At 56.7% G+C, this 25,675-nt stretch carries 24 protein-coding genes; 13 read left to right on the forward strand and 11 right to left on the reverse strand.

Going from position 1 to position 25,675, the window contains the following annotated elements; genetic code table 11:
• The first annotated feature begins 42 nt into the window (after positions 1 to 42).
• Positions 43 to 1,674 carry a Na/Pi cotransporter family protein gene (locus ACMGGQ_RS22355; protein WP_048226411.1) on the forward strand — a complete coding sequence of 544 codons (1,632 nt, stop codon included), beginning with the start codon at positions 43 to 45 and terminating at the stop codon, positions 1,672 to 1,674.
• Here the strand turns inward: ACMGGQ_RS22355 and ACMGGQ_RS22360 are convergent.
• The gene (locus ACMGGQ_RS22360; protein WP_021242718.1) at positions 1,671 to 1,958 is read right to left on the reverse strand and encodes an addiction module antidote protein; all 288 of its coding nucleotides are present in this window, start codon (positions 1,956 to 1,958) and stop codon (positions 1,671 to 1,673) included. The genes ACMGGQ_RS22355 and ACMGGQ_RS22360 overlap by 4 nt on opposite strands.
• Positions 1,959 to 1,964: 6 nt before the next feature.
• Entirely contained in the window at positions 1,965 to 2,267 is a 303-nt protein-coding gene (locus tag ACMGGQ_RS22365; protein ID WP_023293553.1) for a type II toxin-antitoxin system RelE/ParE family toxin, read from the reverse strand.
• Between the two features lie 197 nt (positions 2,268 to 2,464).
• Between ACMGGQ_RS22365 and rluF the strand changes: the two genes are divergently transcribed.
• Positions 2,465 to 3,337, forward strand: a complete 873-nt coding sequence (gene rluF / locus ACMGGQ_RS22370) for a 23S rRNA pseudouridine(2604) synthase RluF (RefSeq protein WP_023293552.1) — start codon at positions 2,465 to 2,467, stop codon at positions 3,335 to 3,337.
• Here rluF and ACMGGQ_RS22375 read toward each other — a convergent pair whose 3' ends face one another.
• From ACMGGQ_RS22375 to lysC, 3 genes are all read right to left on the reverse strand, one after another.
• The gene (locus tag ACMGGQ_RS22375) at positions 3,338 to 3,610 is read right to left on the reverse strand and encodes a DUF3811 domain-containing protein (protein WP_014830263.1); all 273 of its coding nucleotides are present in this window, start codon (positions 3,608 to 3,610) and stop codon (positions 3,338 to 3,340) included. It abuts the gene before it with no gap.
• Positions 3,611 to 3,660: 50 nt separating this feature from the next.
• A complete protein-coding gene (gene panS, locus ACMGGQ_RS22380; protein WP_045909140.1) occupies positions 3,661 to 4,605 on the reverse strand; it encodes a ketopantoate/pantoate/pantothenate transporter PanS in 945 nt (314 codons plus the stop codon).
• Between the two features lie 93 nt (positions 4,606 to 4,698).
• Positions 4,699 to 6,048 carry a lysine-sensitive aspartokinase 3 gene (gene lysC, locus ACMGGQ_RS22385; RefSeq protein ID WP_045909145.1) on the reverse strand — a complete coding sequence of 450 codons (1,350 nt, stop codon included), beginning with the start codon at positions 6,046 to 6,048 and terminating at the stop codon, positions 4,699 to 4,701.
• Positions 6,049 to 6,422: 374 nt separating this feature from the next.
• Here lysC and pgi point away from each other — a divergent pair, with 374 nt between their 5' ends.
• The 5 genes from pgi to ACMGGQ_RS22410 all read left to right on the forward strand — a co-directional run bounded on the left by pgi (position 6,423) and on the right by ACMGGQ_RS22410 (position 12,214).
• The gene (pgi, locus tag ACMGGQ_RS22390; RefSeq protein WP_420290522.1) at positions 6,423 to 8,072 is read left to right on the forward strand and encodes a glucose-6-phosphate isomerase; all 1,650 of its coding nucleotides are present in this window, start codon (positions 6,423 to 6,425) and stop codon (positions 8,070 to 8,072) included.
• Positions 8,073 to 8,439: 367 nt separating this feature from the next.
• Complete coding sequence (yjbE, locus tag ACMGGQ_RS22395) at positions 8,440 to 8,682, forward strand: exopolysaccharide production protein YjbE (protein ID WP_008503423.1); 243 nt, start codon at positions 8,440 to 8,442, stop codon at positions 8,680 to 8,682.
• A gap of 63 nt (positions 8,683 to 8,745) precedes the next feature.
• Positions 8,746 to 9,384 (forward strand): YjbF family lipoprotein, encoded by a 639-nt coding sequence (locus ACMGGQ_RS22400; RefSeq protein ID WP_420290523.1) that lies wholly within the window; start codon positions 8,746 to 8,748, stop codon positions 9,382 to 9,384.
• Entirely contained in the window at positions 9,381 to 10,118 is a 738-nt protein-coding gene (locus ACMGGQ_RS22405) for a capsule biosynthesis GfcC D2 domain-containing protein (RefSeq protein WP_045909148.1), read from the forward strand. Before ACMGGQ_RS22400 ends, ACMGGQ_RS22405 begins: the two co-directional genes overlap by 4 nt.
• Complete coding sequence (locus tag ACMGGQ_RS22410) at positions 10,118 to 12,214, forward strand: YjbH domain-containing protein (RefSeq protein ID WP_023345255.1); 2,097 nt, start codon at positions 10,118 to 10,120, stop codon at positions 12,212 to 12,214. Before ACMGGQ_RS22405 ends, ACMGGQ_RS22410 begins: the two co-directional genes overlap by 1 nt.
• 78 nt (positions 12,215 to 12,292) lie before the next feature.
• Here ACMGGQ_RS22410 and ACMGGQ_RS22415 read toward each other — a convergent pair whose 3' ends face one another.
• A complete protein-coding gene (locus ACMGGQ_RS22415; RefSeq protein ID WP_028015127.1) occupies positions 12,293 to 12,745 on the reverse strand; it encodes an acyltransferase in 453 nt (150 codons plus the stop codon).
• A gap of 96 nt (positions 12,746 to 12,841) precedes the next feature.
• On the opposite strand from ACMGGQ_RS22415, the gene psiE reads away from it, so the two are divergent.
• Positions 12,842 to 13,252: a phosphate-starvation-inducible protein PsiE gene (gene psiE, locus ACMGGQ_RS22420; protein WP_000202963.1), complete on the forward strand. Its 411-nt coding sequence runs from the start codon at positions 12,842 to 12,844 to the stop codon at positions 13,250 to 13,252.
• Positions 13,253 to 13,349: 97 nt separating this feature from the next.
• On the opposite strand, the gene malG is transcribed toward psiE, so the two are convergent.
• The 3 genes from malG to malE all read right to left on the reverse strand — a co-directional run bounded on the left by malG (position 13,350) and on the right by malE (position 17,111).
• On the reverse strand, positions 13,350 to 14,240 hold the full coding sequence (gene malG / locus ACMGGQ_RS22425; RefSeq protein WP_008500077.1) for a maltose ABC transporter permease MalG: 891 nt from the start codon (positions 14,238 to 14,240) through the stop codon (positions 13,350 to 13,352).
• Between the two features lie 14 nt (positions 14,241 to 14,254).
• On the reverse strand, positions 14,255 to 15,799 hold the full coding sequence (gene malF / locus ACMGGQ_RS22430; protein WP_048030187.1) for a maltose ABC transporter permease MalF: 1,545 nt from the start codon (positions 15,797 to 15,799) through the stop codon (positions 14,255 to 14,257).
• A gap of 121 nt (positions 15,800 to 15,920) precedes the next feature.
• Entirely contained in the window at positions 15,921 to 17,111 is a 1,191-nt protein-coding gene (malE, locus tag ACMGGQ_RS22435) for a maltose/maltodextrin ABC transporter substrate-binding protein MalE (protein WP_045909150.1), read from the reverse strand.
• Between the two features lie 370 nt (positions 17,112 to 17,481).
• On the opposite strand from malE, the gene malK reads away from it, so the two are divergent.
• The 5 genes from malK (at position 17,482) to ubiA (ending at position 22,613) form a co-directional block, all read left to right on the forward strand.
• Entirely contained in the window at positions 17,482 to 18,591 is a 1,110-nt protein-coding gene (gene malK, locus ACMGGQ_RS22440; RefSeq protein ID WP_008500080.1) for a maltose/maltodextrin ABC transporter ATP-binding protein MalK, read from the forward strand.
• 71 nt (positions 18,592 to 18,662) lie between these two features.
• Positions 18,663 to 19,988: a maltoporin gene (locus ACMGGQ_RS22445; protein ID WP_074168353.1), complete on the forward strand. Its 1,326-nt coding sequence runs from the start codon at positions 18,663 to 18,665 to the stop codon at positions 19,986 to 19,988.
• A 112-nt stretch (positions 19,989 to 20,100) separates the two neighbouring features.
• Positions 20,101 to 21,054, forward strand: coding sequence for a maltose operon protein MalM (malM, locus tag ACMGGQ_RS22450; protein ID WP_048030189.1), 954 nt, complete (start codon positions 20,101 to 20,103; stop codon positions 21,052 to 21,054).
• A 179-nt stretch (positions 21,055 to 21,233) separates the two neighbouring features.
• Positions 21,234 to 21,731 (forward strand): chorismate lyase, encoded by a 498-nt coding sequence (gene ubiC / locus ACMGGQ_RS22455; protein WP_021242729.1) that lies wholly within the window; start codon positions 21,234 to 21,236, stop codon positions 21,729 to 21,731.
• Between the two features lie 12 nt (positions 21,732 to 21,743).
• Positions 21,744 to 22,613 carry a 4-hydroxybenzoate octaprenyltransferase gene (ubiA, locus tag ACMGGQ_RS22460; RefSeq protein WP_420290524.1) on the forward strand — a complete coding sequence of 290 codons (870 nt, stop codon included), beginning with the start codon at positions 21,744 to 21,746 and terminating at the stop codon, positions 22,611 to 22,613.
• Positions 22,614 to 22,702: 89 nt separating this feature from the next.
• Here ubiA and zntA read toward each other — a convergent pair whose 3' ends face one another.
• The gene (gene zntA / locus ACMGGQ_RS22465) at positions 22,703 to 24,874 is read right to left on the reverse strand and encodes a Zn(II)/Cd(II)/Pb(II) translocating P-type ATPase ZntA (protein WP_420290525.1); all 2,172 of its coding nucleotides are present in this window, start codon (positions 24,872 to 24,874) and stop codon (positions 22,703 to 22,705) included.
• 76 nt (positions 24,875 to 24,950) lie between these two features.
• Complete coding sequence (locus tag ACMGGQ_RS22470) at positions 24,951 to 25,577, reverse strand: lysoplasmalogenase (RefSeq protein WP_045909154.1); 627 nt, start codon at positions 25,575 to 25,577, stop codon at positions 24,951 to 24,953.
• Between the last annotated feature and the right edge of the window lie 98 nt (positions 25,578 to 25,675).

Raw genomic sequence — 25,675 nt, forward strand, 5'->3', positions numbered from 1 at the left:
AAACCTATGGAAAACGAATAATGATAAGGAGGAAGACCTTCCGTGCTGACCCTGTTACATCTGCTCTCTGCAGTTGCACTGCTCGTATGGGGCACCCATATCGTCCGTACCGGCGTGATGCGCGTTTTTGGCGCCCGTTTACGTACCGTTCTCAGCAGTAGCGTTGAGAAGAAGCCGCTCGCCTTCTGCGCGGGCATTGGCGTAACGGCACTGGTTCAGAGCAGCAACGCCACAACCCTGCTTGTCACCTCCTTTGTGGCGCAGGATCTGGTGGCGCTGGCCCCGGCGCTGGTCATTGTGCTGGGGGCTGATGTGGGTACCGCGCTGATGGCGCGTATCCTGACGTTTGACCTCTCCTGGCTGTCGCCGCTGCTGATTTTTGTCGGCGTCATCTTCTTCCTCGGCCGCAAACAGACGCGGGCCGGCCAGCTTGGACGCGTGGGCATTGGCCTGGGGCTGATTCTGCTGGCGCTGGAGCTGATTGTGCAGGCGGTCACCCCGATTACTGAGGCCAACGGCGTTCAGGTCATCTTCGCTTCCCTGACCGGGGACATCATGCTTGACGCGCTGATTGGCGCGGTGTTTGCCATCGTCAGCTACTCCAGCCTGGCCGCCGTGCTGTTGACGGCCACGCTCACCGCCGCCGGGGCGATCTCCTTCCCGGTCGCGCTGTGTCTGGTGATCGGTGCCAACCTCGGCTCTGGCCTGCTGGCGATGCTCAATAACAGCGCCGCCAATGCTGCCGCCCGCCGCGTGGCACTCGGTAGCCTGCTGTTTAAGCTGGTGGGCAGCCTGATTATCCTGCCCTTTATCCATCCGCTGGCGAACCTGATGGACAACCTCCCGCTGCCGAAGGCGGAGCTGGTGATCTATTTCCACGTGTTCTACAACCTGGTGCGCTGCCTGGCGATGATCCCTTTTGCCGGGTCGATGGCCCGCTTCTGCGAACGACTCATTCAGGACGAACCGGAGCTGGATGCGCGCCTGAAGCCGAAGCACCTGGATACCTCCGCGCTGGACACCCCGGCGCTGGCGCTGGCGAATGCCGCGCGCGAGACGCTGCGCATGGGCGACGCGATGGAGACCATGCTCGAAGGCCTGCAAAAGGTAATGCACGGCGAGCCGCGGGAGGAGAAAGAGCTGCGCAGACTGGCGGACGATATCAACGTGCTCTATACCGCCATTAAGCTCTACCTGGCGCGCATGCCGCAGGACGAGCTGGCGGAGGAGGAGTCCCGCCGCTGGGCGGAAATCATTGAGATGTCGCTCAACCTTGAGCAGGCCTCCGATATCGTTGAGCGCATGGGCAGCGAGATCGCCGATAAGTCGCTGGCCGCACGCCGGGCGTTCTCCGTTGAAGGCCTGAAGGAGCTGGAAGCGCTGCACGAGCAGCTGGTCAGTAACCTGAAGCTGGCGATGCTGGTCTTCTTTTCCAGCGACGTCCCGAGCGCGCGCCGCCTGCGCCGCAACAAGCATCGATTCCGCATTCTTAACCGCCGCTACTCGCACGCCCACGTTGAGCGTCTGCATCAGCAAAACGTGCAAAGTATCGAAACCAGCTCACTCCACCTGGGACTGCTGGGGGATATGAAGCGCCTCAACTCGTTGTTCTGTGCCGTGGCGTACAGCGTGATGGAACAGCCGGATGAAGATGACCAGCGGGATGAGTATTAATCCCCGGCGTGTTTGAGTGTTAGCCCAAAACCCAATGCTTTCATGACCGCGAGCGTGGTTTTGAGCGTTGGGTTTCCTTTATCACTGAATGACCGATAAAGCTGCTCACGTGATAAACCGGTTTGCTGTGAAATGTTCGACATGCCTTTGGCTCGCGCGACAACACCAAGGGCTTTAGCGATATATGTCGAGTCGCCTGTTTCTAGTGCATCAGCGATAAACACGGCGATTTCCTCGTCATCCACCAACGCGTTGGCGGGATCGTAAGGTGTTAATTTATGCATGCTCATTCACTCCTGCCATTGGGATACATTGCTCAGCATTTTTGCCATCAGTATGTCTCTGGCCTGGCTGCTTTTGTCACCACCACATAACAGCACGATGATGTAATTGCCCTGGTCTTTAAAATAGATTCTGTAGCCCGGACCAAAGTGGATCCTTAGCTCACTTATACCTTCTCCCACGGGTTTAACGTCGCCCGCTAAGCCATTTGCCAACCGAAAGAGGCGGGAAGCGATAATGGTCTTCGCTCGTCGATCTTTTAAGTTTTGCTCCCAGCGTCGGAAGGATTCTGTCTGAACAATCTCCTTCATATTACTCCCTGTGATTTATAAACTACAAATACTTCTCCATGGAGAGTAAAACTAAAAGGCTTGAACACATGGGTAAATGACAGGATGCAAAATCCTGAAAGCGTCTCGCAAACTAAAAAACCCGTCTCAGTTACCGTCGGCTAATCTTTTTTTCCAGTCCATACCTAAGGTATATTTCGCCCTTCACAGGAGAAACTATGCTGCCAACTCAATCAACCCGATTAAACAAATACATTAGCGAGAGCGGGATCTGCTCACGTCGCGAGGCGGACCGTTACATTGAACAAGGTAATGTGTTCCTCAACGGCAAACGCGCCACGATTGGTGACCAGGTGATGCCTGGCGATGTGGTTAAAGTGAATGGTCAGCTCATCGAACCGCGTGATGCCGAAGACCTGGTGTTTATCGCGTTGAACAAACCGGTTGGGATTGTCAGCACCACGGAAGATGGCGAGCGGGACAACATCGTTGATTTCGTGAACCACAGCAGCCGTATCTTCCCGATTGGCCGTCTGGATAAAGACTCTCAGGGGCTGATTTTCCTCACTAACCACGGCGATCTGGTCAATAAGATCCTGCGTGCCGGTAACGATCACGAGAAAGAGTACATTGTGACGGTAAATAAGCCGGTCACGGACGACTTTATTCGCGGTATGGGCGCCGGTGTGCCGATCCTCGGTACCGTTACGAAAAAGTGTAAGGTGAAAAAAGAAGCGCCGTTCGCGTTCCGTATTACCCTTGTGCAGGGCTTAAACCGCCAGATCCGCCGCATGTGCGAGTACTTCGGTTATGAAGTGACGAAGCTGGAGCGCACGCGCATCATGAACGTCAGCCTGACTGGCATTCCGCTGGGCGAATGGCGCGACTTAACGGACGACGAACTGATCGAGCTGTTCAAGCTTATCGAGAACTCCTCGTCCGAAGCGAAGCCGAAGGCCAAAGCAAAACCGAAAACCCAGGCGATTAAACGTCCGGTCGTGAAGGCACCGCAGGCGGAAGAGAAAGGACGCGGCAAACCGGGCAACGGGAAGCGATTTACCCAGCCTGGCCGTAAAAAGAAAGGGCGCTAGCTAGCGCCTTCCACGGGTAGAGGTATTGGCCGACCAGGAAAAGGTCGTTTCGGTATCCGGCTTGTAAGCCTGCTGCTTTTTCAGTTTGCGGGCTTTTTTCGCCTCGGCGTCACGCTGCGCCATCAGTTTGTCGATGTACTCTTTTTTCACCTGATTGGTTTCGGCGTTGGTCAGCGTACGGCCATGCGCGATGCGGGCGCGGTCGAGAAGCGTTTTCAGTTCGCGCTGCTCGGCTTCCGTCATGTCTTTCTGGGTCAAACGTGGTGTCGCCATTGCTGAAGCCTCCTGAGAGAGAGGCTTCAGTGTAAAGCAAGCTGAGTCAATTAACCCTGCTTCACCGCATCTTTTTTCGTTTGTTCCTCAATCGGTTTGCCGGACCAGTAGCCCGCCAGCAGCGAGCCGGAGAGGTTATGCCAGACGGAGAACAGCGCACCCGGCAGGGCCGCCAGCGGCGAGAAGTAGATTTTACCGAGCGCCGCCGCCAGGCCGGAGTTCTGCATCCCTACCTCGATTGCCAGCGTGCGGCAGGTCGATTCGTCGAAGCCAAACAGTTTCCCGCCCCAGTAGCCGCCCAGCAGGCCAATGGTGTTATGCAGCACCACCGCGACGATCACCACAAAGCCTACGGAAGCAATGTGCGAGGCGGAGCCCGCCACCACGGCGCTGATGATGGCCAGAATACAGACCATCGAAAATGCGGGCAGGTATGGCTCAACGGCCTTCACCACGCGCGGGAAAAGATGGTGAATGACCAGCCCCAGCGCAATCGGGATCACCACGATTTGCAGAATGCTCAGCAGCATACCCATCACGTCCACCTGAATATGCGCATCCACGTACAGGCGGGTTAACAGCGGCGTGGCAATCACGCCCACCAGCGTAGAGACGGACGAGATAGTGACGGAGAGCGCCACGTCGCCTTTCGCCAGATAGATCATGACGTTGGACGCCGTGCCGCTGGCCACGCTGCCCACCAGCACCATCCCGGCGGAAAGGTCGGGCGGCATCTTAAAGGCCATCGCCAGCAGCCACGCCGCGAGCGGCATCACCAGGTAGTGCAGAAATATTCCTGCCGCGACGGGCGCAGGGCGAGACAGCACGCGTTTGAAGTCGTCGACTTTCAGATGCACGCCCATACCGAACATGATCAGCATCAGCAGCGTGGTGACCCACGGACCAATACCGGTGAACGTGGTGGGCGTGTAATACGCGAGTACGGAGAGCAGCAGCGCCCATAACGGGAAGAGCCGCGTAATAGCGGATAACATAATGGATTCCTTGCAGTATTGTCGTGTTGTTTAGTTATAAAAAAGCCGGGTCTGTGCCCGGCTTATAGGTATTATTTATCGTGCTAACGAATTTTATTCAAACAAATTCTGATGAAGTTTCTGCACCACCTGCTCGGCCTGATCGGCTGGCACCAGGAAGCAGAGGTTATAGCTGGACGCACCGTAGCAAATCATGCGGATGTTGAACGGGTCGAGCACGCCAAACACCTCTTTGCCCACGCCGCAGGCGCGTGACAGCTTGTTACCGATGATGGCAACCAGCGCCAGGTCTTCTTCGACTTCCACGCGGCACAGCTCAGACAGCTCAATCAGCAGCGACTGCGTCAGCAGGGTATCACCGGTTGAGGTAGAACCGGTGGTGTCCAGCGTCAGCGCAATGCTCACTTCAGAGGTGGTGATCAGATCCACGGAGATATTGTGGCGTGCCAGAATGCCAAACACTTCCGCCAGGAAACCGCGGGAGTGCAGCATATTGTGGCTGTGCAGGGTGACCAGCGTCTGGCGACGGCGCAGGGCCAGGGCGCGGAACAGCGGCGGGTTTTCCGTTTTCTTGCAGACCAGCGTCCCGCCGGCTTTTGGATCTTTACTGGAGCCGACAAAGACCGGAATATCGCTGCGCACAGCAGGCAGCAGCGTTGCCGGGTGCAGCACTTTCGCGCCGAAGGTGGCCATTTCCGCCGCTTCTTCAAACGCGATCACATCAATACGTTTCGCCGCAGAAACGACGCGCGGGTCGGTGGTGTAAATACCCGGAACGTCAGTCCAGATATCCACGCGCGTGGCATGCAGGGCCTCGCCCAGCAGCGCGGCGGTGTAGTCGCTGCCGCCACGGCCAAGCGTGGTGGTGCGGCCCTTCGCTTCACTGCCGATAAAGCCCTGGGTGATCACGATGCCGTCTGCCAGACGCGGGGCCAACTGCTGATTGGTCAGCTCGGCCAGTGCTTCAACGTCCGGCTCGGCGCGACCAAAGCGGTCGCTGGTGCGCATCACTTTACGCACGTCAAACCACTGCGCCTGAATGTTACGCTCGCGCATGATTTCAACAAACAGCAGGGTGGACATCAGTTCACCGTGGCTGACCAGCTCGTCGGTCAGGGCGGTGGAGGTGGCCAGCGAGGCGGCTTCTGCCAGGGTGGTGATGTTTTCCAGCAGACGTTCCACTTCCTCGCGGATGACGTTCGGGTTCTGCAGACGCTCAAGAATGTCGAACTGAATTTTGCGCAGTGCATCCAGCTTCACGAAACGTTCTGTCGCTTCCAGTCCTTCAGACAGAGAAACCAGCAGGTTCGTCACGCCGGCAGATGCAGACAGCACCACCAGGCGGGTATTCGGATCGGCCAGCACCACATCGGCGCTGCGGTTCATGGCATCGTAATCGGCCACACTGGTGCCGCCAAATTTGGCGACCACAAAACTCGTCATAACAACCTCGTGTCAGGGAATGAATAAGCGACCTTGGCACAAGAGTGAAACGAAAACAGGTGCAGGCGCAAAATACGGCCCTATAAATAAAATGCGGGGGAGGTCCTGTCAATGCTGGGATTATGCGGATTTTTTATGGGGGGGTACCCCTGAGAAACAGGACTTATAACAGGGCCAGATTTTATGCTCCGTTTTAGGGCATTTTGACCGACATTTCACCGCTCCTGGAAGGCGCTTCAGCAGCTATACTTTTCGGGTCTTTTCACCTGTGTTTGATGCAGGCCAGGGCAATGGCATAAAAACCATCACAATTTTTATTTGCAGGCGCTACAATCGACCGCAGTCACAATTCTCAAATCAGAAGAGTATTGCTAATGAAAAACATCAACCCAACGCAGACCGCTGCCTGGCAGGCACTCCAGAAACATTTTGATGAAATGAAAGACGTCACCATCGCGGATCTGTTCGCGAAAGATGCCGATCGTTTCAACAAGTTCTCCGCGACTTTCGACGACCTGATGCTGGTGGATTTCTCTAAAAACCGCATTACCGAAGAGACGCTGGCAAAACTGCAGGATCTGGCGAAAGAAACCGAGCTGGCGGACGCCATCAAATCCATGTTCTCCGGTGAGAAGATCAACCGCACCGAAGACCGTGCCGTGCTGCACGTCGCTCTGCGTAACCGTAGCAATACGCCAATCATCGTTGACGGCAAAGACGTTATGCCGGAAGTGAACGCGGTGCTGGAAAAGATGAAAACCTTCTCCGAAGCGATCATCTCCGGTAGCTGGAAAGGCTACACCGGCAAAGCGATCACCGACGTGGTAAACATCGGTATCGGCGGTTCTGACCTTGGCCCGTTCATGGTGACCGAAGCGCTGCGTCCGTACAAAAACCACCTCAATATGCACTTTGTGTCTAACGTCGATGGTACCCACATCGCCGAAGTGCTGAAGAACGTGAACCCGGAAACCACCCTGTTCCTGGTTGCGTCTAAAACCTTTACCACCCAGGAAACCATGACCAACGCCCACAGCGCGCGCGACTGGTTCCTGAAAACCGCGGGCGACAACAAGCACGTGGCGAAACACTTCGCGGCACTGTCTACCAACGGTAAAGCCGTCAGCGAGTTCGGTATCGACACCGCGAACATGTTCGAATTCTGGGACTGGGTTGGTGGCCGCTACTCTCTGTGGTCTGCAATTGGCCTGTCCATCATCCTGTCCGTGGGCTTCGACAACTTCGTTGAGCTGCTCTCCGGCGCGCACGCGATGGACAAACACTTCTCCACCACCGCACCAGAGAAAAACCTGCCGGTACTGCTGGCGCTGATCGGGATCTGGTACAACAACTTCTTCGGCGCTGAAACCGAAGCGATCCTGCCGTACGACCAGTATATGCACCGCTTTGCTGCGTACTTCCAGCAGGGCAACATGGAATCCAACGGTAAATACGTTGACCGTAATGGCAACGCGGTGGACTACCAGACTGGCCCAATCATCTGGGGCGAGCCGGGTACTAACGGCCAGCATGCTTTCTACCAGCTGATTCACCAGGGCACCAGAATGGTACCGTGCGATTTCATCGCCCCGGCTATCACCCATAACCCGCTGTCCGATCACCATCCGAAACTGCTGTCTAACTTCTTCGCTCAGACCGAAGCGCTGGCGTTCGGTAAATCCCGCGAGGTGGTAGAGCAGGAATACCGCGACCAGGGTAAAGATCCGGCCACGCTGGACCACGTTGTCCCGTTCAAAGTGTTCGAAGGCAACCGTCCAACCAACTCCATCCTGCTGCGCGAAATCACGCCGTTCAGCCTGGGTGCGCTGATTGCTCTGTACGAGCACAAAATCTTCACGCAGGGCGCGATCCTGAACATCTTCACCTTTGACCAGTGGGGCGTTGAGCTGGGCAAACAGCTGGCAAACCGTATTCTGCCAGAGCTGGGTGATGATAAAGCGATTACCAGCCATGACAGCTCGACCAATGGTTTGATCAACCGTTATAAAGCATGGCGTGCGTAATTAAAACGTCATGAAAACGTGCCGGCTTAATGCCGGCATTTTTTTATCGGATAATTCCTGATGTCTGTTAGTTAACTCAAATTCTGGTTCTGAGTTTAATCCGAAAAAGACGCTTAACCCGTTAATTGCTGCGGTTTATTTTAAGAAAATACGCAGAAGTCAGTTAATATCTCTATATTATAACTTCTTGATTTTTATTGGTTATATATTTTCCTGTTTTTCCTTTCATTTCGATTTTATCCATTAGTCCGAAAACCCTCTCCCTATTTCCCCTTACGGCAAACCCGCGGCAGTAGTTGTGTATACTCGATTCCGCCTGAAATTCTTTTCGGGCAAATCTCCATTCATTCATTGAAGGGAAATTGTTATGAAGAAAGTACTGTATGGCATTTTTGCCATATCTGCGCTTGCGGCGACATCTGTCTATGCAGCTCCGGTTCAGGTCGGGGAAGCGGCAGGGTCGGCTGCGACGTCTGCGTCTGCGGGGAGTTCTACCGCAGCCAGCGCCAGCACCGTAAGTTCAGCCGTGGGTGTCGCGCTGGCGGCAACCGGTGGCGGTGATGGCTCCAACACCGGAACCACGACCACCACGACAACCAGCACCCAGTAATAGCGGGTGTTTTAATCATAACCACACTTCGGTGTGGTTATTTCGCCCCTTCGGAGAAGAGTCGTGAAGCGACCTGCAATCATTCTGATTTGCCTGCTGCTGCAGGCGTGCTCGGCCACCACTAAGGGGCTGGGAAACTCACTGTGGGAAAGCCTGTTCGGCACACCGGGCGTGCATCTGACCGATGACGAACTTCAGAACATGCCCTATGCCAGTCAGTACATGCAGCTTAACGATGGCCCGCAACTGTTTGTGGTGCTCGCTTTCGATGAAAACGGGCAGCAGAAATGGGTGACGCAGGATCAGGCCACCATCGTGACGCAGCATGGCCGTATCGTGAAAACCCTGTTGGGCGGCGATAACCTGCTGGAGGTGAATAATATCGCCGACGACCCGCTGATCAAGCCGAACCAGATCGCCGACGGCGCAGGCTGGACGCGCACGATGGGCTGGACCGAACACAAGCAGGTGCGTTACGCCACGGCACGCTCGACCTTCCGCTGGGACGCCACCGACAGCGTGAAAGTCGGCAGCGACGAAACGCAGGTTCGCGTGCTGGATGAAGAGGTCACCACCGACCAGGCCACCTGGCATAACCGCTTCTGGATCGACGAGGAAGGGCAGATCCGTCAGTCCTTACAGTATCTCGGTGCCGGTTTCTTCCCGGTCAAAACCACCCTGATCAAGGCGGCGAAATCATGAAAACGCTCATTCACGTTGCGCTTATCGCCAGTTTTGCCGCGCCGCTGGCATGGTCCGCCGGGACAGTAAAGGTCTACACGCCGGACAGTGAAAAACCCAAAACCTTAACCCACGCCGAACACCTGCTCGATCTTGTCGGACAGCCAAGGCTCGCCAACAGCTGGTGGCCAGGCGCGGTCATCGCTGAACGGCAGAAGACCGTGGAAGCGGAACAGCAGCACAAGGCGCTTCTTGCCAGGCTAACGGGACTCGCGGAACAGGAAGATGGCGACGACGCGGCGGCCATTAATAGCGTCCGTCAGCAACTGCAGGCGCTGAAGGTGACGGGCCGACAGAACGTCAATCTTGACCCGGATGACGTGCGCGTCACGGAAAACGGCAACCCCACGCTGGAAGGGGACTATACGCTCTGGCTTCCGGCGAAGCCGACGACGGTGACCGTGATGGGGCTTATCAGCAGCCCAGGTAAGAAGCCCTTTACCCCCGGTCGTGACGTGGCGAGCTATCTCGACGAGCAGAGTCTGCTGAGCGGCGCGGATAACAGCTATGCCTGGGTGGTTTACCCTGACGGCCACACGCAAAAAGCCCCCGTCGCTTACTGGAATAAGCGTCATATCGAACCCATGCCGGGCAGTATTATTTTTGTCGGTTTTGCCGACCATTTCTGGACGAAGGCGTATGACGGGCTTAACGCCGATATCCTTCACTCCCTGATTCAGCGGATACCGGAATAATGAAAAGAACCTATCTCTACAGCATGCTGGCGCTCTGCGTGAGTGCCGCCTGCCATGCAGAAACGTATCCGGCACCCATTGGCCCGTCTCAGTCAGACTTCGGCGGCGTCGGTTTACTGCAAACGCCCACCGCGCGTATGGCGCGTGAAGGGGAAATTAGCCTTAACTACCGTGATAACGACCAGTATCGCTACTACTCGGCGTCGGTGCAGCTGTTCCCGTGGCTTGAAACCACGCTGCGCTATACCGACGTGCGGACGAAACAATACAGCAGCGTCGAGGCGTTCTCAGGCGATCAGACCTACAAAGATAAAGCCTTCGACGTCAAGCTGCGCCTGTGGGAAGAGAGCTACTGGATGCCGCAGGTCTCCGTGGGTGCCAAAGATATCGGCGGTACCGGCCTGTTTGACGCGGAATACATCGTGGCCAGCAAGGCCTGGGGACCGTTTGATTTCTCACTCGGTCTGGGATGGGGCTATCTCGGCACCAGCGGCAACGTGAAAAACCCGTTTTGCTCCTACAGCGATAAATACTGCTACCGCGATAACAGCTACCAGAAAGCGGGCTCCATCAACGGTGACCAGATGTTCCACGGTCCGGCGTCACTGTTTGGCGGCGTTGAATATCAGACGCCCTGGCAGCCATTACGCCTGAAGCTGGAGTACGAGGGGAATGACTACTCGCAGGACTTCGCCGGGAAGATTGAGCAGAAGAGCAAGTTTAACGTCGGCGCCATTTATCGCGTCACCGACTGGGCCGACGTTAACCTCAGCTACGAGCGCGGCAATACGGTGATGTTTGGCTTCACGCTGCGCACCAACTTTAACGACATGCGGCCGCACTACAATGATAACGCGCGGCCTGCATACCAGCCGGAGCCGCAGGATGCGATTCTGCAGCACTCCGTGGTGGCAAACCAGCTGACGCTGCTGAAATACAATGCCGGTCTGGCGGATCCGAAAATTCAGGTGAAAGGCGATACGCTTTACGTCACCGGCGAGCAGGTGAAATACCGCGACTCGCGGGAAGGGATCGAGCGCGCCAACCGGATCATCATGAACGATCTCCCGGACGGGATCCGCACGATCCGCGTGACGGAGAATCGTCTCAACCTGCCGCAGGTGACGACGGAAACGGACGTTGCCAGCCTTAAGCGCCACCTGGAGGGCGAACCGCTTGGGCATGAAACCGAGCTGGTGCAAAAACGCGTTGAGCCGATCGTGCCGGAGACCACCGAGCAGGGCTGGTATATCGACAAGTCGCGCTTCGATTTCCATATCGATCCGGTGCTGAACCAGTCCGTCGGCGGGCCGGAAAACTTCTACATGTATCAGCTGGGCGTCATGGCGACGGCGGATCTGTGGCTCACCGACCACCTGCTGACCACCGGCAGCCTGTTCGGCAACATCGCCAACAACTACGACAAGTTCAACTACACCAATCCGCCAAAAGACTCGACGCTACCGCGCGTGCGTACCCGCGTGCGTGAGTACGTGCAGAACGATGCCTACGTGAATAACCTGCAGGCCAACTACTTCCAGTACTTCGGCAACGGCTTTTACGGCCAGGTGTACGGCGGGTATCTGGAAACCATGTACGGCGGCGCGGGGGCAGAAGTGCTTTATCGTCCTGTCGACAGCAACTGGGCGTTCGGGATTGATGCCAACTACGTCAAACAGCGTGACTGGCGCAGCGCCCAGGACATGATGAAGTTCACCGACTACAGCGTCAAAACCGGCCACCTGACCGCCTACTGGACGCCGTCGTTCGCGCCTGACGTGCTGGTGAAAGCCAGCGTCGGCCAGTACCTGGCGGGCGACAAGGGCGGCACGCTGGACATCTCCAAACACTTCGACAGCGGCGTCGTGGTGGGCGGCTACGCCACCATTACCAACGTCTCGCCGGACGAGTACGGGGAAGGAGACTTCACCAAAGGGGTTTACGTGTCGATTCCGCTGGATCTGTTCTCATCCGGTCCAACCCGCAGCCGCGCGGCCATCGGCTGGACGCCGCTGACGCGCGACGGCGGTCAGCAGCTTGGACGTAAGTTCCAGCTGTACGACATGACGAGCGATAAGAACATTAACTTCCGCTGATGCTTCACGCCGGGCGGCACTGCGTTTGCCCGGCCTACGGTTTTTGTAGGCCCGGTAAGCGCAGCACCACCGGGCGAATCACAAGCGGCGCAGCAGCCTCGCCGGGTTCCCGGCATAGACACCTTTCTCGACGATCGATTTTGTCACCACGCTTCCCGCCCCAATCACCGCTCCGTCGCAAATGGAGACCGCCAGAATGGTGGCACCGCTGCCAATCGACACATCATTTCCGATGGTAATGTGGCCCCAGCTGGTCCGGTCGGCGTTCGGTTTCCCCTCACGAAACATATCGTTGGCAAACATCACGCCATGGCCAACAAAGCAACGCTTACCGATGGTCACATACTCACAGATGAAGGTGTGCGACTGAATTTTGCTGTCGTCACCGATGCGCGAATTGCCCTGAATTTCAACAAACGGGCCGACGAACACGCCGTTGCCCAGTACACAGTCGTAAAGATTAGTGGGTTCATATACGGTCACATTGTCGCCGCACGTCACGTTGCGAACCCCGGTTGGTTTACGATCCATCGGTTACCTCCCTACATAAAACATAATTAAAAAATATAGATCTCCGTCACATTTTTGCGTTATACAGAAACCTCGCCCTGGAGAATGAGGTGCTGTATGACATCCCTGACTCGCCCGCGCGTTGAGTTTATCTCAACTATCCTCCAGACCGTGCTGAACCTCGGTCTGTTGAGCCTTGGCCTGATACTGGTCGTCTTTTTGGGTAAGGAGACGGTGCATCTGGCGGATGTGCTGTTTGCCCCTGAACAAACCAGCAAATATGCGCTGGTGGAAGGACTGGTGGTCTATTTTCTCTACTTTGAATTTATCGCCCTGATTGTGAAGTATTTTCAGTCCGGCTTTCACTTCCCGCTGCGTTATTTTGTCTACATCGGGATCACCGCGATTGTGCGGCTGATCATCGTCGATCATAAATCCCCGCTCGACGTGCTGATCTACTCGGCGGCGATCCTGCTGCTGGTGATCACCCTCTGGCTGTGTAACTCGAAGCGGCTGAAACGCGAATAAAAAAATGGCGGCCCGGAGGCCGCCTAACAACAGTCACAAGTTGGGTCAATACAATACGTCTAAAGTTGAGGGTTGCAGTGGCATAACAAAATGAAACTTAACCTTTCACACCGCCCGCCGTCAGGCCGTTGACCAGCCAGCGCTGCGCCAGCAGGAACACCACGGTAATCGGGATGGCAGAGAGTACGGCCGCCGCGGCAAAGTCGCCCCACAGGTAGTTTTGCGGGTTGAGGTATTGCTGCATACCCACGGCCAGGGTGTAGCTGTTCACATCACGCAGTAACAGTGAGGCAACCGGTACTTCGGTGATCGCAGCGATAAACGACAGGATAAACACCACCGCTAGAATCGGCACCGACAGCGGCAGCAGCACCAGGCGGAACGCCTGCCACGGGGTAGCCCCATCCAGCGCGGCCGCTTCTTCCAGCGAACCGTCGATGGTTTCGAAATAGCCTTTAATGGTCCACACATGCAGTGCGATACCGCCAAGGTAGGCGAAGATCACGCCGCCGTGGGTGTTCAGACCGATAAACGGAATGTACTGGCCCAGGCGGTCAAACAGGGCGTACAGCGCCACCAGCGACAGCACCGCCGGGAACATCTGGAAAATCAGCATCCCTTTCAGCAGCGTCGCTTTGCCCGGGAAACGCATACGGGCAAAGGCGTAAGCGCAGGTGGTGGACAGCGCTACGATACCGATCGCAGTAATGCCTGCGATTTTCACCGAGTTCCACAGCCACAGCAGCACCGGGAACGGCGGCGGCGTGACGCGACCATCCGCGTGCTCCACGCTGAAGCCCAGCGCGAGCTTCCAGTGCTCCCATGAGATTTCGTCCGGGATCAGGCTCCCGGTGGCGAAGTTACCCGAACGCAGGGAGATGGCGATTACCATCAGCAGCGGGAACATGATCGCCGCGATAAAAATCAGCAGGCCTAAATGCGTCGCCAGGAGGCGCAGTTTCTGAGATTTGGGTTGTACCATAGCCATGTTCAGTGCCCTCCTTAGTCAAATTTCATACGCGTGGCTTTCAGGTTCACTATCGCCAGTGCGCCTACCAGCAGGAAGATCAGGGTGGCAATCGCCGCCGCCAGACCGAAGTCCTGACCGCCGCCGCCTTCGAAGGCGATACGGTAGGTGTAGCTCACGAGCAGGTCGGTATAGCCTGCCGGCGTGGTGGTGCCCAGGCGGTCCGGGCCGCCGTTGGTCAACAGCTGAATCAGCACGAAGTTGTTAAAGTTAAAGGCGAAGCTGGCAATCATCAGCGGGGTGAGCGGCTTGATGAGCAGCGGCAGCGTAATCTTAAAGAAGTTCTGGAACGGGCCCGCACCGTCCATCGCAGAAGCTTCGTACAGGTCATCCGGGATGGCCTTCAGCAGCCCCATGCACAGGATCATCATGTACGGATAGCCCAGCCAGGTATTCACGATGATGATCATCGAGCGGGCGGTAGTTGGGTCGCTGAACCAGGCCGGTTTGATGCCGAACAGCGCGCTCAGCATCATGTTGATTTCACCGAAGCTCTGGTTAAACAGCCCTTTGAAAATCAGAATCGAGATAAACGATGGCACGGCATACGGCAGAATCAGCAGCACGCGGTAGATCGCTTTGCCCTTCAGGGATTCCCACTGGACAAGACAGGCCAGCACCATGCCCACGGCCACGGTGAGGATCACGGTCAGTACGGAGAAGACCACCGTCCAGACGAAGATGGCGAAGAACGGTTTCTGAATGCCTTCGTCGGTAAACACGCGGGTAAAGTTGTCCCAGCCGATGGTGACGGTATAGCCCGGGCTGAGCTTGTCATCACCCCATTTGCCGTCGGCAGTAATGGACTGATAGAAACCAATGTCGTTATTCGGACGATATTTCACGCCGCTCTGGTTGTTGGTCAGCGTGCCGTCATCCGCCAGGGTATAGAGCGGTTGGGTGCCTGAGAACTGGCGCAGCGAGCTCATGATCACTTTGCTTTCGTCCGGCAGCACGGCGGTGAGCTGGGTCAGCGCCTGACGGTTCTGGGTAATGACGCGCAGGTTGGCACGTTCACCTTCCGGCAGGGCTTGCGCCTCTTTTAAGGCCAGCTTCTGCTCGCCGCCAAATTTGAAGGCGTCAGAGACATAGTATTTCCCGCTTGCTTCATCAGTGAGCGCTAACTTCCACTCATTGCCTGCAGGATAGAGGCCGAAGTTAAAGGTCTTGCCTGCCTGGTATGAGCGGTCCAGCAGGACCTGCTGCGCGCGTTCCTGCGCAAGCTGGTTGGTGCTGCTGTAGTTGGTAAACGCAATGGCGACGGTACAAATCAACGGGAACAGGACAAACAGCCCCATCCCGGCCACGCCAGGGTAGACATAGCGCCAGGCGTAGGCTTTACGGTTGGCGAAAATATACAGGCCAGCAGAGCTTAAAATCAGCGTCATGATGGCGAACAGATATTCCCCTTGTACGTACATTAAAACAACAAGGTAACCCACCAGCAGGCATAGCAGACCGATCGCTGACCACTTCAACGCGTCGCTTTGCCACCAGCGTTTCTTTTTAATGACATCCATGGGGTTCTTCCTCTACAACGGTGGAATCTTATCGTCAGGTGGCGCGTGCGCTTACCTGACCTACGGATCGTGCCGTAGTCGTAGGGCGGGTAAGCGCACGCGCCACCCGCCGTTTTTCTGCTTACTTCGTAATACGGCCCTGAGCATCTTTCAGCGCGGCATCAACGGTCTGGCGACCGCTTGCAGCGTTGATAACCGCGGTACGGGTGGCGTACCAGAATGCGGCCATCTGTGGGATGTTCGGCATGATTTCGCCTTTCTGGGCGTTATCCATGGTGGCCGCGATACGTGGGTCTTTCGCCAGCTGATCCTGGAAAGATTTCAGCGCGACGGCGCCCAGCGGTTTGTCCTTGTTCACTTCATCCAGACCCTGATCGGTCAGCAGGTAGTTTTCGAGGAACTCTTTCGCCAGCTCTTTGTTCGGGCTGGCAGCGTTGATGCCTGCGCTCAGCACGCCAACGAACGGTTTAGACGGCTTGCCTTTGAAGGTTGGCAGCAGCGTCACGCCGTAGTTGATTTTGCTCTTATCGATGTTGGTCCAGGCCCACGGACCGTTGATGGTCATCGCGGTTTCGCCTTTGTTGAACGCCGCTTCCGCGATGGAGTAATCGGTATCCGCGTTCATGTGTTTGTTCTTGATCAGGTCAACCAGGAAGGTCAGACCCGCTTTCGCACCTGCGCTGTCGACGCCCACGTCTTTCACGTCGTATTTGCCGTTTTCAAACTTGAATGCGTAACCGCCGTCGGCAGCAATCAGCGGCCAGGTGAAGTACGGCTCTTGCAGGTTGAACATCAGAGCAGATTTACCTTTCGCCTTCAGCTCTTTATCCAGTTTCGGGATCTCTTCCCAGGTTTTCGGTGGGTTAGGGACCAGGTCTTTGTTGTAAATCAGAGACAGGGCTTCGACCGCGACAGGGTACGCGATCAGCTTGCCGTTATAGCGAACGGCATCCCAGGTGAACGGGAACAGTTTGTCTTGGAACGCTTTGTCCGGGGTGACTTCAGCCAGCAGGCCAGACTGCGCGTAACCGCCGAAACGGTCATGCGCCCAGAAGATGATGTCCGGGCCGTCGCCGGTTGCCGCAACCTGCGGGAATTTCTCTTCCAGTTTGTCCGGATGCTCTACGGTCACTTTGATGCCGGTGTCTTTCTCGAATTTTTTGCCCACTTCGGCCAGGCCGTTATAGCCTTTGTCGCCGTTAATCCAGATAACCAGTTTGCCTTCTTCAATTTTGGCGAGCGCCGGTGCGGAAATCATCATTGCTGCGAGGGCGGACAATGCGAAAACGCGTGCGCCAGTCTTGATATTCATATCTGCCATCCTTTTTGGTGATGTCTCGTGGTATGACTTCAGTGGTTCAACGTGACTCAGTCTCCTTATTTGACATCCTCTTTCCATCCTCCCAACCCCTACGCCCCACCCCCCGTTTGTGTGATCTCCGTTGCATAAATTTAAGTTATGAGTGCTGGCGCACATAAAAACGCACTGAATTTTGCAGGCGGCTTCACGAATTTTGCCCTGGCCCGCCCGTGCCGGTCGCAGAGCCTGCTCTCTCATCCTCCCGCCTCCTCCCCCATAAAAAAGCCGGGGGGTGGAGGATTCGGGAAAGTAATGGATACCCCATAGTGAACTTATCTTGAATGTTTCTGTCGGTGACAGGTTGTAACGAAGGGAGAAGGGCATGGCGAGCGTACAGCTGCGTAATGTAACGAAAGCCTGGGGTGACGTTGTGGTGTCGAAAGACATCAATCTGGACATCCACGAAGGTGAATTCGTGGTATTTGTCGGCCCATCAGGCTGCGGTAAATCAACTCTGCTGCGTATGATTGCCGGTCTTGAAACCATCACCAGCGGCGACCTGCTGATCGGTGATACCCGAATGAATGACATCCCGCCTGCCGAACGTGGCGTAGGCATGGTGTTCCAGTCTTATGCTCTCTATCCCCATCTTTCCGTCGCCGAGAACATGTCTTTTGGTCTGAAGCTGGCCGGCGCGAAGAAAGAGGTCATTAACCAGCGCGTGACGCAGGTGGCGGAAGTGTTACAGCTGGCGCACCTGCTGGAGCGTAAGCCGAAAGCGCTTTCCGGCGGTCAGCGTCAGCGTGTGGCGATCGGCCGTACCCTGGTCGCCGAGCCGCGCGTCTTCCTGCTCGACGAACCGCTTTCCAACCTGGATGCCGCCCTGCGCGTCCAGATGCGTATCGAAATCTCCCGTCTGCACAAGCGTCTTGGCCGCACGATGATTTACGTCACCCACGATCAGGTCGAAGCGATGACCCTCGCCGACAAAATTGTGGTGCTGGATGCCGGCCGCGTGGCGCAGGTGGGCAAACCGCTGGAGCTGTATCACTACCCGGCAGACCGCTTTGTTGCGGGCTTCATTGGCTCGCCAAAGATGAACTTCCTGCCCGTCAAAGTGACCGCGACAGCGATTGAACAGGTACAGGTGGAGCTGCCAAACCGCCAGCAGGTGTGGCTGCCGGTCGACAGCGCCAACGTACAGGTGGGGGCAAACATGTCCCTCGGTATTCGTCCTGAGCATTTACTGCCGAGCCACATCGCCGATGTGACGCTGGAAGGTGAAGTTCAGGTCGTCGAACAGCTTGGTCACGAAACACAGATTCATATCCAGATCCCCGCCATCCGTCAGAACCTGGTCTACCGCCAGAATGACGTGGTGTTGGTAGAAGAGGGTGCCACATTCGCTATCGGCTTGCCGCCAGAGCGCTGCCATCTGTTCCGTGAGGATGGCACTGCATGTCGTCGGTTGCACAAAGAGCCAGGCGTTTAAGCAATCCCAAAAGAAGACACGAAACCGACAGGTGAAGTGTTCAAAGAAAAGCAATGATCTCAGGAGATAGAATGATGATTACTCTGCGCAAACTTCCTCTGGCAGTTGCCGTCGCAGCGGGCGTAATGTCTGCTCAGGCAATGGCCGTGGATTTCCATGGTTATGCTCGTTCCGGTATCGGCTGGACGGGGAGTGGCGGCGAACAACAGTGCTTCCAGGCAACCGGTGCTCAAAGTAAATACCGTCTGGGTAACGAATGTGAAACCTATGCGGAACTGAAGCTGGGCCAGGAAGTGTGGAAAGAAGGCGACAAGAGCTTCTACTTCGACACCAACGTAGCGTACTCCGTGGCGCAACAGAACGACTGGGAAGCCACTGATCCGGCGTTCCGTGAAGCCAACGTGCAGGGTAAAAACCTGATTGAGTGGCTGCCAGGTTCCACCATCTGGGCCGGTAAGCGCTTCTATCAGCGTCATGACGTCCACATGATCGACTTCTACTACTGGGATATTTCAGGTCCTGGTGCGGGTATCGAAAACGTCGATCTGGGCTTCGGTAAACTGTCTCTGGCCGCGACCCGTTCTCAGGAAGCGGGCGGTTCATACATCTTCACCAGCAACGATATCTATCATAACTTCAAAGACACCGCTAACGACGTCTTCGATGTGCGTTTAGCGCAGATGGAAATCAACCCGGGCGGTACGCTGGAGCTGGGTGTTGACTATGGCCGAGCTAACAAAACTGACGGTTACAGCTTCGCTGATGGCGCATCTAAAGATGGCTGGATGTTCACCGCTGAACATACCCAGAGCATGCTGAAAGGCTACAACAAGTTTGTTGTTCAGTACGCTACCGATGCAATGACCACTCAGGGCAAAGGTATTCCGCAGGGTTCCTTCACCGGCAACAACTATGACAAAGACGCTGAAATTGGTGTTGTAGACAACAAGATCAACAACAACGGCTCTCTGGTTCGTATTCTCGACCACGGTGCGATCTCTCTGGGTGACAGCTGGGATCTGATGTACGTCGGTATGTATCAGGATATCGATCGTGACGACAACAACGGTACGACCTGGTACACCGTGGGTGTGCGCCCAATGTATAAATGGACGCCAATCATGAGCACCTTGCTTGAAGTAGGCTACGACAACGTTAAGTCGCAGAAAACTGACGATACCAACAACCAGTACAAAATTACCCTTGCACAGCAATGGCAGGCCGGTGACAGCATCTGGTCCCGTCCAGCGATCCGTGTCTTCGCAACTTACGCGAAGTGGGATGAGAAATGGGGTTATGACAACGGCATTGCAAAAAGCGATACCAAAGCCACAACCTACAGCCGCGGTGACAACGACGAGTGGTCCTTCGGCGCCCAGATGGAAATCTGGTGGTAATACCGTCTTAACCTGACGTAATGACCAAACTGAGGGGCGCAAGCCCCTCAATCCTTGGGACGGCGCGCTATTGCCTGGCTACCGCTGACCTGTGCATTTTGAGGTGATAACAATGAAAATGAACAAAACTCTCCTTGCCCTTTGTTTATCCGCAGGGCTGCTGGCGAGCGCGCCTGCTGTAACGCTCGCTAATGTGAATTTCGTTCCGCAAAACACAACATCCGCGCCGGCCATACCGGCCGCAGCGTTGCAACAGCTGGTCTGGACGCCTGTCGATCAATCTAAAGCCCAAACGACCCAGCTCTCGACGGGGGGACAACCGCTTAATGTTCCAGGCATCAGTGGCCCGGTGGTCGCATACAGCGTGCCCGCTAACATTGGCGAACTGACGTTAACGCTCTCCAGTGAAGTCAATAAACAGACCAGCGTCTTTGCCCCGAACGTGCTGATTCTTGACCAGAACATGACGCCTTCTGCATTCTTCCCGAGCGAATACTTTACCTATCAGGAACCCGGCGTCATGAGCGCAGACCGCCTGGAAGGGGTAATGCGCCTGACGCCTGCGCTGGGTCAGCAGAAAATTTATGTTCTCGTCTTCACCACGGAAAAAGATTTGCAGCAAACCACCACGCTGCTTGATCCCGCTAAGGCCTATGCCAAAGGCGTAGGTAACGCCGTACCGGATATTCCGGACCCGATTGCCCGCCATACCACTGACGGCCTTGTGAAGCTGAAAGTATCGACCAGCAGTGCATCCAGCGTCCTGGTCGGCCCGCTGTTTGGCTCCTCCGGTACCGGCCCTGTCACGGTAGGTAATACCGCTGCGCCTGCCTATACCGCACCTGCTGCCACGACAGCCGCACCGGTAGCGACCGCAGCGCCAGCCCCGGCGAAGAAAGCGGAGCCGGTACTGAACGACACCGAAGAATACTTCAACAACGCCATTAAGCAGGCGGTGAAGCGCGGCGATGTCGATAAAGCGCTGAAACTGCTTGATGAAGCCGAACGTTTAGGTTCAACCACTGCCCGTTCCACCTTTATCAGCAGTGTAAAAGGCAAGGGGTAACCGTTTCCCCGCAGTGCTGATTTGTTAGTCGTTTGGTGCGCCTGAGTGGGCGCACTTTTTTCGTCTCCGCCGGGCTGTTGCACTCTTGTTGCGATCGTGATCGTTAAATAACGTTTGGCCCCCCTCAATCCGTGTTTCTGCGATACAATGCCATTACGTTATGTATCGGAGAGTCTGGCATGTCACACCCTGCGCTAACGCAACTGCGTGCGCTGCGCTATTTCGACCAAATACCTGCGCTTGATCCCCAGCAACTGGACTGGTTGCTGCTGGAAGATTCCATGACGAAACGTTTTGAGCAGCAGGGAAAAACGGTCACGGTGACCCTGATTCAGGAAGGGTTTGTCTCTGGCGATGAGATCGCCAACGAGCTGCCGCTGCTGCCGCACGAGCCACGTTACTGGCTGCGTGAAATTTTACTTTGCGCTGATGGCGAGCCATGGCTTGCCGGGCGGACGGTGGTGCCCGAGTCCACTTTGTCCGGGCCAGAACTGGCGCTGCAACGTCTGGGGAAAACGCCGCTGGGGCGTTACCTTTTCACCTCGTCTGAGCTTACCCGGGATTTTATTGAGATTGGTCGTGATGCAGAACTGTGGGGGCGTCGTTCCCGCCTTCGCCTGAGCGGTAAGCCGTTAATTCTGACGGAGCTTTTTTTACCGGCATCGCCGTTGTACTAAGAGGAAGAAAAAATGGAGTGGAGCCTGACGCAGAATAAGCTGTTGGCGTATCACCGCTTAATGCGTACCGATAAACCGATTGGCGCGTTGCTGCTGCTGTGGCCGACCCTATGGGCGCTGTGGGTTGCCACGCCGGGCGTGCCGCCGCTGTGGATCCTTGGCGTGTTCGTGGCTGGCGTCTGGCTGATGCGCGCGGCGGGCTGCGTGGTCAATGATTATGCCGATCGTAAATTCGACGGCCATGTAAAGCGTACTGCCGGTCGTCCGTTACCCAGCGGGCAGGTCACCGGGAAAGAAGCCCGCGTGCTGTTCATCATTCTGGTGCTGCTCTCTTTCCTGCTGGTGTTAACCCTCAACACCATGACCATCCTGCTTTCCGTTGCGGCGCTGGCCCTGGCCTGGGTGTATCCGTTTATGAAGCGCTATACCCACCTGCCTCAGGTGGTGCTGGGGGCGGCGTTTGGCTGGTCGATTCCGATGGCGTTTGCGGCAGTTAGTGAGTCCTTACCGCTCAGCTGCTGGTTGATGTTCCTGGCGAACATACTTTGGGCGGTGGCGTACGACACGCAGTATGCGATGGTTGACCGCGATGACGACCTGAAAATTGGCATCAAATCCACCGCCATTCTGTTTGGCCGTCAGGACAAGCTGATTATCGGTATCCTGCAGGTCACGGTACTGGCGCTGATGGTGGCGATTGGCCGCCTGAACGGGCTGAACTGGGAGTTTTACTGGTCCGTGTTGGTGGCGGGGCTGCTGTTTGCCTACCAGCAAAAGCTGATTGCGAAGCGCGAACGCGACGCCTGCTTCAAGGCGTTTATGAACAATAATTACGTCGGTCTGGTGCTGTTTTTAGGGCTGGCGATGAGCTACTTCATATAAAAAAAGCCGGGGGGCGGCTTCGCCTTACCCGGCCTACGATTTAGCAGGATATGTAGGCCCGGTAAGCGTCAGCGCCACCGGGCGTTTTTTTACCGGCGACGCAACAGCCGGAGCGCGTTCGCCGTCACCAGCACCGTCGCGCCGGTATCCGCCAGCACCGCCAGCCACAGCCCGGTCATGCCCAGCAGCGTGGTCACCAGGAAAATCCCCTTCAGCCCCAGCGCGATGCCGATGTTCTGACGGATATTGGCCCGCGTCGCGCGCGCAAGATCGATCATCTGCGCCAGTCCGGTCAGGCGGTTGTGGGTCAGCGCCGCGTCAGCCGTTTCCAGTGCGACGTCGGTACCGCTGCCCATCGCAATACCGATGGTGGACGCTTTCATCGCCGGGGCATCGTTAATCCCGTCACCGACCATCGCCAGCGGCGCCTGAGCATTCAGTTCCGTCACCGCGCTGACCTTATCCGCCGGCAGCAATCCAGCTTTAAACGCCAGCCCCAGCTCACCGGCAATGGCGGCGGCTGCGCGCGGGTTATCGCCGGTGAGAATCACGCCCTGCACGCCCAACTGATGTAGCGCCGTCACGGCCTCTTTTGCGTCATCGCGCAGGGTGTCGCGCAGCGCCAGCATCCCTTTTGCGGTGCCGTCCTGCATAACGGTCACGACAGTTTGTCCGGTCTGTTCTAACGCCTCCACCTCTGGCGTAGAAGACTTGCCCGCCGCGACAATCAGTACCTTTTTACCGTCAACGGTGGCCTCAATCCCTGTCCCGACCAGCGCCCGCTGGGCGGTTGCCGGAGGGATGTTCAGCCCGCGCGACTGCGCCTCTCGCACAATCGCCTGCGCCAGCGGGTGAGTGGACCCCTGCTCAACGGCGGCGGCCAGGGTCAGCAGTTCATCTTCACTGATGTCCTGCGGATACACACCGGTCACCCGCGGCTTGCCCACGGTCAGCGTACCGGTTTTATCAAAAGCGATATGCTGGACCTGGCTTAGCTGCTCCAGCGCCGCGCCGCCCTTAATCAACGCCCCGCGACGTGCCGCCGCCGCCAGCCCGGAGGTAATCGCCGCCGGGGTGGAAATGACCAGCGCGCAAGGACAGCCGATCAGCAATAGCGTCAGCCCTTTATAAATCCACCCCTCCCACGGCGCGCCAAAGAACAGCGGCGGAACGACGGTAACCAGCAGGGCAACCAGCATAATGGCGGGCGTGTAGATGCGGCTGAAGCGGTCGATAAAGCGTTCGACTGGCGCGCGGCGCTCTTCGGCCTCTTCAATCAGCTTCAGGATACGATCGATGGCACTGTCGCCCGGCTCGGAAAGCACGGTGAGCTGCACCAGACGGTCGACGCTGGTGGCGCCTGCAGGCACTTTTTCACCCGCCTCACGTTCAACCGGAATGGATTCGCCGGTCAGGGCGCTTTCATCAAAGCTCGCGGTGGCGGTAAGCAGCGCACCGTCTGCAGGCAAGCGTCCACCTGCCGCGACTTCAATCACGTCGCCCGGACGAAGGGTCGTGATGGCGACCGTTTCACGCGTGCCGTTTACCACGCGCGTGGCGGTTTCCGGCTTCAGCGCCATCAGCGCGCTGACCCCTTTGCGCGCCCGGCTGGCTGCCCAGCCCTCAAGGCGTTCACCGATTAAGAACAGCAGCAGCACCATCGCCGCTTCTGCCGTCGCGCCAATAAACAGCGCGCCGATGGCCGCCACGCTCATCAGCGTTTCGATGGCAAACCAGCTGCCGCTTTTCATCAGGCGCAGCGCCTGACGGGCAATCGGGAACAGACCGACCAGCGTGGTGGCGATAAACGCCAGGTTGCCGAACGGATGGTTAATCTGTTCCAGCCCCCAGCTCAGTGCCATCATGATGATGAGGGTGATGAGCGGCAGGTTTTCCCGCAGGGAAGACGTTTTTTCCGCGGGCGCGGCTTCGCTACGCAGGCTGTAACCCGCCTTGCTTACCGCGGCTTCCACCTGTTTGCTGACGTCGTTTTCGGCGCTAACCAGCAGCTTTTCGGTGGCGAACAGCACCTGAACGTGGCTGACGCCCGGCACCTGTTTCACCGCATTTTCTACTTTACGGGCGCAGGCGGCGCAGTCCATGCCGTTAACGACCCAGCTGTAGCGGTTGCCGCTTTCGGGCAGCATTTCCGTTTGCGTTTCGCACGCGCCTTCGCAGCAGCAGTCGTCTTGAGGCGGAACCGGACTGAGCTTAAGCGCCGAGAATTGAGGAACTTTTTTGGGTGTTTCTGGAGTCGACATGGCAGTCTCCGGCAATGATAATTTTCTCATTAACCGCAGCATACACTCTGGAGTCGACTCCAGAGTCAAGCGTTATTTAGATATACAGCGAACGCACAATCAGGAAGTGCCCGGCAAAGTAACAGGCGGCGGCAATCGCGTTATCCGCCCGGAAACGGCGGCGATAGTGGCTGCCCAGCCACACGATATTCCCAATCAGCAGCAGCGCGGCGCCGAAGAATGCGGACATTGCCGGAGCGGTCGGACGGAAGAACCACAGTTCACCTGCCAGCCATACCATCACCAGGGTCATGGCGATAAACGTGCAGACCGGCAAACGCATCTCTTCCAGACGCGACCAGATCACCGCGATCAGCAGGGCGCCAATCACCAGCAGGACCAGCGGCAGCGGCCAGAAGAAAGAGAGCGTCATCTGGCTGGCGAAGTAGATGGTATACAGCAGGTGCGACAGGAAAAATGCCCCTACGGCATACAGCAGGCGCTGGCGCGGCAGCAGGGTCAGGGCGTCGCCAATCAGAGAGGCGCACAGCCCGGCGAGCACCAGATAGCTGACGGCGTTGAACATCGGCGCTTGCCAGGCCAGCAGCAACAGGAGCAACAGCGTGACGGGTTTAAACAGCCAGCGCTGCCAGGTGGGACCACGGTACGACGCATCGACATAAAGCCATGCGGAAAAACAGACAGCGATAAATGACCAAAGCATATTAACTCCCTGTATCTGTTAAGTCTGAATAATCAGTTTCTGATCCAGTGTAGTGACGCGGGCGGGCGTTTGGCAATGCCGGGGAAGGCAGGGTATCC

It is taken from the genome of Enterobacter sp. BNK-13 (assembly GCF_048685015.1).
In the GTDB taxonomy this organism is placed as follows: domain Bacteria; phylum Pseudomonadota; class Gammaproteobacteria; order Enterobacterales; family Enterobacteriaceae; genus Enterobacter; species Enterobacter quasiroggenkampii.